The organism is Streptomyces sp. NPDC001678, assembly GCF_042892945.1.
Taxonomy (GTDB): Bacteria; Actinomycetota; Actinomycetes; order Streptomycetales; family Streptomycetaceae; genus Streptomyces.
Map to the genome: position 1 here is coordinate 262,632 of NZ_JBIAUP010000001.1, position 12,492 is coordinate 275,123.

General features: G+C 71.3%; 10 protein-coding genes. 1 reads left to right on the forward strand and 9 read right to left on the reverse strand.

Annotated elements, in window-relative coordinates; all coding sequences use genetic code 11:
* Positions 1-65 precede the first annotated feature (65 nt).
* On the reverse strand, positions 66-632 hold the full coding sequence (gene lspA / locus ACFYZR_RS01185) for a signal peptidase II (RefSeq protein ID WP_391903132.1): 567 nt from the start codon (positions 630-632) through the stop codon (positions 66-68).
* Positions 633-696: 64 nt separating this feature from the next.
* Entirely contained in the window at positions 697-2,412 is a 1,716-nt protein-coding gene (locus ACFYZR_RS01190; protein ID WP_391903135.1) for a TraR/DksA family transcriptional regulator, read from the reverse strand.
* 448 nt (positions 2,413-2,860) lie between these two features.
* Between ACFYZR_RS01190 and ileS the strand changes: the two genes are divergently transcribed.
* A complete protein-coding gene (ileS, locus tag ACFYZR_RS01195) occupies positions 2,861-5,998 on the forward strand; it encodes an isoleucine--tRNA ligase (protein WP_391903138.1) in 3,138 nt (1,045 codons plus the stop codon).
* 205 nt (positions 5,999-6,203) lie between these two features.
* On the opposite strand, the gene ACFYZR_RS01200 is transcribed toward ileS, so the two are convergent.
* The 7 genes from ACFYZR_RS01200 to ACFYZR_RS01230 form a co-directional block, all read right to left on the reverse strand.
* Complete coding sequence (locus ACFYZR_RS01200) at positions 6,204-7,409, reverse strand: DivIVA domain-containing protein (RefSeq protein ID WP_391903141.1); 1,206 nt, start codon at positions 7,407-7,409, stop codon at positions 6,204-6,206.
* A 61-nt stretch (positions 7,410-7,470) separates the two neighbouring features.
* Positions 7,471-7,755 (reverse strand): YggT family protein, encoded by a 285-nt coding sequence (locus tag ACFYZR_RS01205; protein ID WP_086567466.1) that lies wholly within the window; start codon positions 7,753-7,755, stop codon positions 7,471-7,473.
* A 72-nt stretch (positions 7,756-7,827) separates the two neighbouring features.
* A complete protein-coding gene (locus ACFYZR_RS01210; RefSeq protein WP_126913729.1) occupies positions 7,828-8,442 on the reverse strand; it encodes a cell division protein SepF in 615 nt (204 codons plus the stop codon).
* A 121-nt stretch (positions 8,443-8,563) separates the two neighbouring features.
* Positions 8,564-9,289 carry a YggS family pyridoxal phosphate-dependent enzyme gene (locus tag ACFYZR_RS01215; RefSeq protein WP_391903145.1) on the reverse strand — a complete coding sequence of 242 codons (726 nt, stop codon included), beginning with the start codon at positions 9,287-9,289 and terminating at the stop codon, positions 8,564-8,566.
* Complete coding sequence (gene pgeF, locus ACFYZR_RS01220; RefSeq protein WP_391903147.1) at positions 9,286-10,050, reverse strand: peptidoglycan editing factor PgeF; 765 nt, start codon at positions 10,048-10,050, stop codon at positions 9,286-9,288. Before pgeF ends, ACFYZR_RS01215 begins: the two co-directional genes overlap by 4 nt.
* Positions 10,051-10,090: 40 nt before the next feature.
* Entirely contained in the window at positions 10,091-11,335 is a 1,245-nt protein-coding gene (ftsZ, locus tag ACFYZR_RS01225; RefSeq protein ID WP_391903151.1) for a cell division protein FtsZ, read from the reverse strand.
* A gap of 240 nt (positions 11,336-11,575) precedes the next feature.
* Positions 11,576-12,472, reverse strand: coding sequence for a cell division protein FtsQ/DivIB (locus ACFYZR_RS01230; protein WP_391903154.1), 897 nt, complete (start codon positions 12,470-12,472; stop codon positions 11,576-11,578).
* Between the last annotated feature and the right edge of the window lie 20 nt (positions 12,473-12,492).

Consider the following 12,492-nt stretch of genomic DNA (forward strand, 5'->3'; position numbering starts at 1 on the left):
ACATCCCCGCCCCGGGCCTCGGCCGGGGCCCGGCCAGGGGCTCAGTCCGGGGCTCGGCCCGGGGCTCAGTCCTGGTGGACGGTGCCGTCCGGGTCCAGGCCCCGGAAGGAGAGGATCACGATCAGGAAGCCACCGCAGACGATCGCGGAGTCGGCGAGGTTGAAGACGGCGAAGTGGGCGGGCGCGATGAAGTCCACCACGCCGCCCTGGAAGCCGCCGGGCGAGCGGAACAGCCGGTCGGTGAGATTGCCGAAGGCGCCGCCCAGCAGCAGGCCGAGCGCGATCGCCCACGGCATGCTGTGGAGCTTGCGGGCGATCCGGGCGATCGCCACGATCACGGCGGCGGCGATGACCGTGAAGACGATCGTCATCGCCTCGCCGAAGCCGAAGGCCGCGCCCCGGTTGCGGATCACCTCGAACTGGAGCCAGGTGCCGAACACCTGGATGGGGTCGTGGTGCTCCAGCTGGGCGACCACGAGGAGCTTGCTGCCCAGGTCGAGGAGGAACGCGAAGGCGGCCACGGCCAGCAGCGTCCCGATGCGCCGCGGGCCCTTGGGCACGCTCTCTCCACCGGCCGTCGCCGTCGCCCCGGTGGGCTCGGTGGGCCGTCCGGCCTGTTCCGCCTCAGTCACGTGAATCCCTGGATGTCGTCCCTGCTGGCTGAGGACGAGGGTACGGCACATGGTGCGGGGGCGGTCAGCGACGTTCCTGCCGCTGCTTGCACTCCACGCACAGCGTGGCCCGGGGAAATGCCTGCATACGGGCCTTGCCGATCGGTTTGCCGCAGTTCTCGCAGAGGCCGTACGTACCGGCGTCCAGGCGCTCCAGCGCCCGCTCGGTCTGCTCCAGCATCTCCCGGGCGTTGGCGGCGAGGGCCAGTTCGTGCTCCCGGGTGATGTTCTTGGTGCCGGTGTCCGCCTGGTCGTCGCCCGCGCCGTCGCCCGAGTCGCGCATCAGGCCGCTGATCGCGGCCTGGGCGGCCTCGATCTCCGCGCGCAGCCGCATCGTCTCGCTCATCAGCTCGGTACGGGCCTCGGCCACCTCCGCCGCGGACCAGGGCTCCTCCCCCGGCCGTACGGCGAGCTCGCCGGGCGCGGCCGCGGCCGTGCCGGTCGTGCCCGCGCGGGCCCCCGGCACCTTCTTCGCGGCCTGCCCCATGGTCTTCTTCGCAGCCACCGTCCTGGCTCCCGTCTCCTCAGCGGACAGCTCATCGGCGGCGGCCGCGCCCTGCCGGGCCCGGCCGCCCTTCTTCGCTGGTGCGGTGGCCTCGGCGGCTCCGCCCTTACGGGCCGCCGCGGCCGTGGCCACCGTGGCAGTCTTCCCCGCCGCGGCGCTTTCTCCCGTGCCGCCGGACTTTTTGGCCGGGGCGACCCCCTTGGCGGCCTCGCCGCCGGAGGCGGCCTTACGGGCCGGGGTGCCCCCCTTGGCAGCGGCCGCCGCACCGGAGGCGCGCGTCCTGGCGGGGGCCGCCTTCGCAGCGGACGGGCTCTCCTTGGCAGAGGCGCGTCCCTTCGCCGGGGCGGCGACCTTCCCGGCCGGGGCCCCCTTACCACCCCGCGCGCTCCCCGAGGGGACGGCCTTCGCGGCCTTGATCGCTTTGGCCGCGACCTTGGCTGTCTTGGCCGCCGTACCGCCGGAGGATGCCGCGGCCTCGGACGCGGCTGCCCCGGCTTTCGCGCCGGAGGCACGCGTGCGGGCGGGGGCGGCCTTCGTGGCGGTGGTGCTCTCCATGGCGGCGGCGCGCCCGTTCGCCGGGGCGGCCTTCGCCGCCTTCGCGGCCTGCTTGGCGGGCGCCGCCTTCGTGGCGGAGGTGTCCTCCTTGACGGCCACGCGTCCCTTCGCCGGAGCGGCGGGAACGGTCTTCGCCGCCTCCGCCGCCTTCTTGGCGGGAGACGCCTTCGGGACGGGGGCGGCCTCCGTGGCGGCGGCACGCCCCTTCGCGGGCGCGGCCTTCTCGGCCGGAGCGGCCTTCCCGCCAGTGGCCTTCTCCTTCCCCGCCGAGGCAGCCTTGGCGGCCTTCCCGGCCGAGGCAGCCTTCTTGCCGGGCGCGGACGCCCCGGCCGCGGTCTTGGCCGAGGCTGCCGTCTTCACGGTCTTCTTCGCGGCGGCCTTGCCCGGCGCGGCCTTGCCGGACCCGGCGGCCTTCGCGGCGGGAGCCGCCTTCGCGGCCTTCTTCGCGGAAGCGGCCTTCTCCGGCGCCGCAGCGCCCTTGGCCGGGGCCGCCTTCCCCGCCGCCTTCCCGGCCGGCACGGCCTTCGCCGCCTTCCCTGCCGCGGACGCGGCGTTCGCCTTCCCCGCCGCGGACGCGGCATTCGCCTTCCGGCCCGCCGCGGCCGACTTCGCGGCCGACGCCGACTTCCCTGCGAGCGCAGGCGCAGCCGCCGCCGCAACCGCCGCCGACTTCTCCGCCATGGCCGCGATCCCTTCACATTTTATGATCTTGGGCGCAAATCGTGCGGGAACGATAAATCGCCCGGGCCCCCTCGGCAACGGGGCTCGCCGGTCTCCCCCTCCGCACCCCGCCTCCGGCCCCATATTCGGTCGGCCGACCCGTCGTGCGCCCCGTACACTGGGCGCAGCGAGAGGCGTGGAAGGGACCAGTAGCGCCGCACGCAGCCATCAGCGATCCGGGGACGGTGCGAGCCCGGGGGTGTGCGCGGAGTGAAGATCAGCCCGGAGCCGCCGGAAGAACGCCCCTGGACCGACAGCCGGCAGGGGTCAGTAGAACCGGCTTCGCGAGCCTAATGAGGGGGCTGGAGACGGGGAGCGTCTGCGGCCAAGGAGGGTGGTACCGCGGGAGCGCGCAGCGCGTCTCGTCCCTCCGACGGACAGTGCGATGACGTTCCGCCGGAGGAAGCCGATGACGCAGTACCGCCAGGTACCCGCACAGGTCGACCTGCCCGCCCTCGAGCACGCGGTGCTCGAGTTCTGGCGCGAGCACAAGACCTTCGCCCGCACCCTGGAGCAGTCCGAGGGCCGCCCCGAGTGGGTCTTCTACGAGGGCCCGCCGACCGCCAACGGCATGCCGGGCGCCCACCACATCGAGGCCCGCGTCTTCAAGGACGTCTTCCCGCGTTTCCGCACGATGCAGGGCTACCACGTCGGCCGGAAGGCCGGCTGGGACTGCCACGGCCTCCCCGTCGAGCTCGCCGTCGAGAAGGAGCTCGGCTTCTCCGGCAAGCAGGACATCGAGGCGTACGGCATCGCCGAGTTCAACGCCAAGTGCCGCGAGTCCGTGACCCGCCACACCGACGCCTTCGCCGAGCTCACCACCCGCATGGGCTACTGGGTCGACCTCGACGACGCGTACCGGACGATGGACCCGGACTACGTCCAGTCCGTCTGGTGGTCCCTGAAGGAGATCTTCAACAAGGACCTGCTGGTCCAGGACCACCGCGTCGCCCCCTGGTGCCCCCGCTGCGGCACCGGCCTGTCCGACCACGAGCTGGCGCAGGGCTACGAGACGGTCGTCGACCCCTCCGTCTTCGTCCGCTTCCCGCTGACCTCCGGCCCGCTGGCCGGCGAGGCCTCGCTGCTGGTGTGGACGACCACTCCGTGGACGCTGGTCTCCAACACCGCGGCCGCCGCGCACCCCGACGTCACCTATGTCGTGGCCACCGACGGCACCGAGAAGCTGGTCGTCGCCGAGCCGCTGCTGGAGAAGGCCCTCGGCGAGGGCTGGACGGCCACCGGCCAGAGCTTCAGCGGTCGTGAGATGGAGCGCTGGGCGTACCGTCGCCCGTTCGACCTGGTCGAGTTCCCCGAGGACGCCCACTTCGTCGTCAACGCCGAGTACGTCACCACCGAGGACGGCACCGGTCTGGTCCACCAGGCCCCGGCCTTCGGTGAGGACGACCTCCGGACCTGCCGCGCCTACGGTCTCCCGGTCGTCAACCCGGTCCGTCCGGACGGCACCTTCGAGGAGGGCCTCGGCCTCGTCGGCGGTCTGTTCTTCAAGAAGGCCGACGAGAAGCTCGTCGCCGACCTCGCCGAGCGCGGCATGCTCTTCAAGCACGTCGCCTACGAGCACAGCTACCCCCACTGCTGGCGCTGCCACACCGCTCTCCTCTACTACGCGCAGCCGTCCTGGTACATCCGCACCACCGCGATCAAGGACCGGCTGCTCCAGGAGAACGAGAAGACCAACTGGTTCCCCGACTCGGTCAAGCACGGCCGCTTCGGCGACTGGCTGAACAACAACATCGACTGGGCCCTGTCCCGCAACCGCTACTGGGGCACCCCGCTGCCCATCTGGCGCTGCGAGGACGACCACCTCACCTGCGTCGGCTCGCTGGCCGAGCTCTCCGAGCTCACCGGCACCGACCAGAGCGCCCTGGACCCCCACCGCCCGTACATCGACGACGTCACCTTCACCTGCACGGCGGAGGGGTGCTCGCACACCGCCGTCCGCGTGCCGGAGGTCATCGACGCCTGGTACGACTCGGGCTCCATGCCGTTCGCCCAGTGGGGCTACCCGTACAAGAACAAGGAGCTCTTCGAGCAGCGCTACCCGGCGCAGTTCATCTCCGAGGCCATCGACCAGACGCGTGGCTGGTTCTACACGCTGATGGCGGTCGGCACGCTCGTCTTCGACAAGTCGTCGTACGAGAACGTGGTCTGCCTGGGCCACATCCTGGCCGAGGACGGCCGGAAGATGTCCAAGCACCTGGGCAACATCCTCCAGCCCATCCCGCTGATGGACCAGCACGGCGCCGACGCGGTCCGCTGGTTCATGGCCGCGGGCGGCTCCCCGTGGGCCGCGCGCCGTGTGGGTCACGGCACGATCCAGGAAGTCGTCCGCAAGACCCTCCTCACGTACTGGAACACGGTCGCCTTCCAGGCCCTCTACGCCCGTACGTCCGGCTGGGCCCCCTCGGCGTCCGACCCGGCGGCGGCCGACCGCCCGCTGATCGACCGCTGGCTGCTCGGCGAGCTCAACACGCTCGTCGACCAGGTCACCCAGGCCCTGGAGGCCTACGACACCCAGCGCGCCGGCAAGCTGCTGTCGTCCTTCGTCGACGACCTGTCCAACTGGTACGTCCGCCGCTCGCGCCGCCGCTTCTGGCAGGGCGACGCCGCCGCGCTGCGCACGCTCCACGAGGTCGTCGAGACCGTCACGCGACTGATGGCGCCGCTGGTGCCGTTCATCACCGAACGCGTGTGGCAGGACCTGGTCGTCCCGGTCGACCCGCAGGCCCCGGAGTCGGTGCACCTCTCGTCCTGGCCGGTCGCGGACGCCTCCCTGATCGACCCGGCGCTCTCGCAGCAGATGCTGCTGGTCCGCCGGCTGGTCGAGCTGGGTCGTGCCACGCGTGCCGAGTCCGGCGTCAAGACGCGCCAGCCGCTGTCGCGCGCGCTGGTCGCTGCGGCCGGTTTCGAGACGCTGGGCGAAGAACTGCGCGCCCAGATCGCCGAGGAGCTGAACGTCTCCTCGCTCGCCTCCCTCTCGGAGGTCGGCGGTTCGCTGGTCGACACCACGGCCAAGGCGAACTTCCGTGCCCTGGGCAAGCGTTTCGGCAAGGGCGTCCAGGCGGTGGCCAAGGCGATCGCGGCGGCGGATGCCGCTGCGCTGTCGCTGGCCCTGCGCGAGGGGAACGCGACCGTCGATGTCGACGGCGAGACGGTCGCGCTGGCTCCCGATGAGGTGATCATCACGGAGACCCCGCGCGAGGGCTGGTCCGTGGCCTCCGACTCGGGCGCCACGGTCGCGCTCGACCTGGAGATCACTCCGGAGCTTCGGCGTGCGGGCCTGGCCCGCGATGCGATCCGGCTGATCCAGGAGGCGCGGAAGAACAGCGGTCTGGACGTCGCCGACCGGATCGCTCTGCGCTGGCAGTCCTCCGACGAGGAGACGGTGACCGCTCTGGGCGAGCACGCCGGGCTTATCGCGGACGAGGTCCTTGCCACGGACTTCGCGTCCGGCTCCGCCGACGACACGTTCGGTGAGCCCTTCACCGACGAGGGGCTCGGACTGACGTTCCGCCTTCGTAAGGCGTAAGCAATCGGGTGACCCCCGGCGCTACCGCGCCGGGGCTTTCGCCCACCCGCCCGCCCGGACCGTCATCGGCACCGACGGACTGACCGTGCCGGGTAATCGGGCGGGCGGGTGGGCGAAACCCGCGCCGAAGGCGCGGCAAAACGGGCCGGGGCCCCTGGACAATCCAGGGGCCCCGGCCCGTATAAGCCGCTCGCAGAGCAAACGGTCAGTTGTCGTCCTCATCGATGAGGAACCCACGCATCGGCGAAGGCGCCTGCATCGGCTGCTGACCCTGCGGCCGCACCGGAGCCATCGGCTGCGTCATGGCCGGCGACATCTGCTGCTGACCGCCGTACGACGGGGCACCCGTCGACGGACCGCCGTGGCCGCCCATGGACTGGTTGCCGCCCATGGAGTGACCGCCCATGCTCGCACCGGCCGAGGCCATCGACCCGCTCATCGAGGGGGCCGGCGGCAGCGACGCGGCGGCCGGGGTGCGCGGCGGGGCCAGCGAGTCGTCCGCCTGGTTCTCCAGCTGACGGAGCTGGCTCTCCAGGTAGGACTTCAGTCGCGTGCGGTATTCGCGCTCGAAGCCGCGCAGGTCCTCGACCTTGCGCTCCAGCGTGGCGCGGGCGGACTCCAGGGAGCCCATCGCGACACGGTGCTTCTCCTGGGCGTCCCGCTCCAGGGCGTCCGCCTTGGCACGGGCGTCCCGCTCCAGACCCTCGGCGCGGCTGCGGGCCTCGCCGACGATCTTGTTGGCCTCGGAACGGGCCTCCGCGATCGCCTGATCGGCCGTCTGCTGCGCGAGCGAGAGAACACGGGCCGCACTGTCGCCACCCGGGCCCTGGCCCGGCTGCGGCAGCTGCGGTGCGCCCATGGGGCCGTTCTGCGCCATGGGGTTCTGGCCCATCGGACCGTTCTGGCCCATAGGTCCGTTCTGCCCCATGGGGTTCTGCCCCATCGGTCCGTTCTGTCCCATGGGTCCGCCCATCGGGCCGTTCTGGCCCATCGGGCCACCCATCGGACCGTTCTGTCCCATCGGGCCGGGACCGTGCGGACCCTGGGGACCGTGGCCGTGACCGCCCGGACCGGCCGGCAGCTGCGGGGCACCGCCCGGAAGCTGCGGCGGACCGCCCATCTGCTGCTGGTTCGGCGGCACCGGCTGCGGGCCCGATATGGCGGCGGGCACCGGAGCACCGGGTCGCTGGTCCTGGGGCTCCGGCTTGCGCATGTTCTGCTGCTGGTTCTGCGCGGCGGCACGCGTCGCGGCGGCCAGCTTGGCGCGCAGGTCCTCGTTCTCCCGGAGCAGGCGGGTCAGTTCCGCCTCCACCTCGTCGAGGAAGGCATCGACCTCGTCCTCGTCATAGCCTTCTCGGAGGCGGACGGTCGTGAACTGCTTGTTCCGCACGTCCTCGGGGCTCAGCGGCATCTCTTCTTCACCTCAACGTAGTCGTCGGCAATCGGCAAGACCGTATCGTTCACAGCCGCGTTCACAGCCGGCTCACGACGGTGATCAGGATGTAGACGATGATCATCAGTACGAAGAAGGACAGGTCGAGCGCTACGCCCCCGAGACGCAGCGGCGGGATGACCCGCCGCAGAAGCTTGAGTGGCGGATCGGTGACAGTGTAGGTGGCCTCCAGGAGGACCACCATCGCCTTACCGGGTTGCCACGAGCGGGCGAACTGGAAGACGTAGTCCATCACCAGCCGGAAGATCAGCACGATCAGGAAGCAGTACAGCGCGATGTAGATCACCTGCTGTGCGATGCCCATCTCGCGCTTCCCTCTCCCCTTGCTCGTACCTCGGCCTGACTGGCCGTTGTCCGGATTGCCCGGTGTTGCGTCTCAGCTCTGGTTGAAGAACCCACCCTCTGCGATACGGGCCTTGTCCTCCGCCGTGACATCGACGTTAGCAGGCGACAGCAGGAACACCTTCTGTGTCACCCGCTCGATGCTGCCGTGGAGTCCGAAGACCAGACCGGCCGCGAAGTCGACAAGTCGCTTCGCATCGGTGTCGTCCATCTCGGTGAGATTCATGATCACCGGAGTGCCCTCGCGGAAGTGTTCCCCGATGGTACGGGCCTCGTTGTAGGTCCGGGGGTGCAATGTCGTGATGCGGTAGGGCTCCCGCTCGGACACAACCTTGGGCATGATCACCGGTGCGTTCTTCTCCAGAGAGTGGCGTTCGGGTGTGATGGACGACACGGGGGCGATTCGGGCGGGTCGTCCCGGTTCCGCTACGAGCGGAGCGGGTTCGCGCTGCGCGGGCGGCTGGGCGACTCGAACCGGTTCGTCCGATTGCGTCTGTTGTGCCGTGTGCGCCTGGTGTTGCTGCTGCCGGCGCCGGTCCGGCTCCGGCTCGGGTTCGAACTCGTCATCGGGGTCGAACCCCGGGCCGTCGTACCCATCGTCCTCCACGAGGCCGAGGTAGACCGCCATCTTGCGCATCGCGCCGGCCATTCTCCGCATCCTCCGCTCTGTGGTGGATCGGCTCCGTCAACGGCGCCCGGATCCACGCGGTCCGCCCGCCTTTTGGCGGGAATGACCATATTTTCTGCTGTGGTCCGACTTCCTGGCGACGTTACCCGAGCCGGGGTCGGACTCCGAGTACCGCTGAGCCGACACGTACATGTGTCGCACCGGCCGCCACGGCGTCCTCGAGATCCGCGCTCATCCCTGCTGACACCATGTTCGCAGTCGGATGAGTCGCGCGCAGGTCCGTTGCGATTTCCATCAGCCGGTCGAAGGCCGCCCTCGGTCTGCCCGCGTAAGGGCCGCTGAGCGGAGCGACCGTCATCAGCCCCGCCGGTCGCAGCCCTTCCGCCTCGGCGATCGCGTCGGCCAGGGCCGTCACGCCGTCGGGCGCGACACCTCCCCGGACCCCGCGCTCCCCGGACTCCGCGTCGAGCGCCACCTGGATCAGGCAGTCCAGGTCGGCCTCCCGGCCGGACCGGACGACCGACTGGGACAGAGACGTGACCAGTCGGTCCCGGTCAACGGAGTGCACCAGACCGGCGTAATCCACCACCGACCGGACCTTGTTCGTCTGCAACTGTCCGACGAAGTGCCAGGTAAGGGGCAGATCCGAGCACTGGGCCGCCTTGGGGGCGGCGTCCTGGTCGCGGTTCTCCCCGACGTGACGGACCCCCAGCTCCGCGAGGAGACGGACATCGCTCGCGGGGTAGGTCTTGGTGACCACGATCAGGGTCACCTCCTCCCGCTGTCTGCCGGCCGCGGCGCAGGCGGTGGAGATACGTTCCTCCACCCGGGCGAGGTTATCGGCCAACAGGGTCTTGCGGTCCGTCATGACTGCTCCTCCAGCCACACATAGGAGGCCAGCCGTCCCGTGGTCCGCTCGCGCCGGTAGGAAAAGTGGTCGGCGGACTCCATCGTACAGACGTCCGATCTGCCGACGCCCGTGACGCCCATTCGGCCGAGCTGGGCCGCGACCCCGTTCGCCACGTCCACCGCCGGGGTGCCCCGCCGGGTGGTGGCCCAGGACCCGGGCGCCGCCTCGGCGACCTCGGCGCGCATCGCCTCGGGCACCTCGTAGCAGCCGCCGCAGACCGAGGGGCCGATGCGGCCGACGATCCGGTCCGGCTCGGCGCCGAGCCGGAGCATCTCCGTGACCACCGCCGGGACCACCCCGGCGACCAGTCCCGGCCGCCCGGCGTGGGCGGCGCCCGTGACCCCGGCGACCGGGTCGGCCAGGAGCACCGGGACGCAGTCGGCGGTGAGCACCGCGAGGGCCAGGCCCCGACGGGCGGTCACCACCGCGTCCACCGCGGGGGTTTCCCCCTTTTGCCACGGTCCGTCCACGACTGCGACGTCCTTGCCGTGGACCTGGTTCATCCAGACCACGGCGGCGGGGTCGAGGCCGAGGGCCTCGGCGGCCCGCCGGCGGTTGGTGCGCACGGCGGCCGGGTCGTCGCCGACCGCTCCGCCGAGGTTGAGCTCCGCATACGGAGCGGCGCTCACCCCGCCCCACCTGTCGGTGGAGGCGAAGTGCGCGCCGCTCGCATGTGCCACGTGTTCTACGGGGGGCACGATGTGCTGTTGCCCTATCACTCGGTGCTGGTCAGCCGTTCCCTGAGAGGGTGGCCCGGGGCTACTTGAGGAAGTCGGGGACGTCGAGTTCCTCGGCCGTCGAGTCCTGGTACGGACGGGCCGGCGGCACCTGCGGGGAGCTGACCGGCGGCGGCGGGACCTCGGCGACCGGCGACGGCTCGGCCGCGGGCTCCTCGGTGCGCGGGGTCACGCTGCCGAGGCCGCCGAAGGACGGGCGCGACGGCTCGGACTGCGCCGGGGCCGGCCGGCTGGGGGCGCCGGCCTGGTTCTCCTCGCGGCCGGAGCCGTAGGAGGAGGAGCCGCCGAGCACCTTGTCGCGGCTGCCCTTGGCCGGCGGCTGACCGCCGTCGAAGCCGGCCGCGATGACCGTGACACGGACCTCGTCGCCCAGGGCGTCGTCGATGACGGCACCGAAGATGATGTTGGCCTCGGGGTGGGCGGCCTCGCTGACCAGCTGGGCGGCCTCGTTGATCTCGAAGAGACCGAGGTCGGAACCGCCGGAGATGGAGAGCAGCACACCGCGGGCGCCGTCGATGGACGCCTCCAGCAGCGGCGAGGAGATGGCCATCTCGGCGGCGGCCACGGCGCGGTCGTCGCCGCGGGCCGAGCCGATGCCCATGAGGGCCGAGCCCGCCTCGGACATCACGGACTTGACGTCGGCGAAGTCCAGGTTGATCAGGCCCGGGGTGGTGATGAGGTCGGTGATGCCCTGGACACCGGAGAGCAGGACCTGGTCGGCCGACTTGAACGCGTCGAGCACGCTCACCTGGCGGTCCGAGATGGACAGCAGCCGGTCGTTGGGGATGACGATGAGGGTGTCGACCTCGTCGCGGAGGCTGGCGATGCCGTCCTCGGCCTGGTTCGCCCGGCGCCGGCCCTCGAAGGTGAAGGGCCGGGTGACCACACCGATCGTCAGGGCGCCCAGCGAGCGGGCGATGTTGGCCACGACGGGCGCGCCGCCGGTGCCGGTGCCGCCGCCCTCGCCGGCGGTGACGAAGACCATGTCGGCCCCCTTGAGGACCTCCTCGATCTCCTCGCGGTGGTCCTCGGCCGCCTTGCGGCCGACATCGGGGTTCGCGCCGGCGCCGAGGCCGCGGGTGAGTTCCCGGCCGACGTCGAGCTTGACGTCGGCGTCGCTCATCAGCAGGGCCTGTGCATCGGTGTTGATCGCGATGAACTCGACGCCCTTGAGACCGACCTCGATCATCCGGTTGATGGCGTTCACGCCACCGCCGCCGATGCCGACGACCTTGATGACTGCGAGGTAGTTCTGCGGTGCTGCCACGTCGAAGGCCTCTCGCCTCGAGTTACGTATGCCTGGGGGCGGTTCTCAATGCCGACCCGAACCCTAACGTTGAAGTTTAGGGTTACCGGTGTCACTGTTCCCTGGGTTCTCTGAAGCAGGACACTAAGTCGACAAGCGGCGGCGCTTCAACGAACACGCCGAACCTCCCGTTTTTCTTTTCACCCTATGTGATCACCCATAGCCGTAGCCAACCAGGGTGCTGGCCAGCCGGGAACGACGTCAACTCCCGGACACCGCGGGCGCCGCCGGGGCGCTCACATCGAAGTGTTTCGCGCCCCCCGCGGCCTTGAGGAGCGCGACGAGCGTACGGGCCTTCGCCTCGCCCCGCTCACCACTGCCCCAGGCGATCGTCCGATCGTCCGTCAGCTCCACGGTGATGGAGTCGTAGGAGCGCACCCGGATGGCCCGGGTGTCCCGGCGCACGTCGGCGGGCAGGTCGGCGGCGACGCGGGCGGCCTCGCGCTCCAGCCGTTCCACCCCGAACCGGCGGTTGACGGGCGAGCCGGAGTCCTCCACCACGAGCCGGGGCACCCCGGGCACGGCCTGATCGACTGTGGCGAAGCGCACTCCGCTGCCGTCGATTTCAATAAACTTCCCGCTCTTTTCGAGCAGGACCTTGGGGCGGCGTTCGGTCACTTTCAGACCGATCGCGTGCGGCCAGGAACGTACGACGTCCACCGACTCGATCCGCTTCAGCCGGGTCAGCAGCCGCTCCTCGATGGCGTCGGTGTCCACGGACGCCAGGGGGTCGCCCAGCGGCACCCGGGCCGCCTCGGTCACCTGTGCGGCCGTCAGCACCGTGGCGCCGCTGACCTCCACGCGGGTGACGCGCAGCCAGCCGGAGCCGTAGAGCACCCAGATGGCGGCGGCGCCGGACAGCAGGCTGACGACCGCCCAGACGAGCGGTCCGCGCACACCGGAGCGGAGGCGGGCCCGGGGGCCGCCCGGGCCGCTCCGGCGGGGCGCGCGGCCCCGCCGGGGCGTGCCGGAGGACGGTGACCGGGACGGCTTGGGCCGCCTGGGCGATCCGGAGGACCCGGAAGACCTCGCGGCCCCGGAGGACTTGGACTTGCCGTTCTTAGCGGCCCCACGCCGGGCGGTCGTCGGTCCGGCCACGTTCCCCAGCCTCCTGCTCC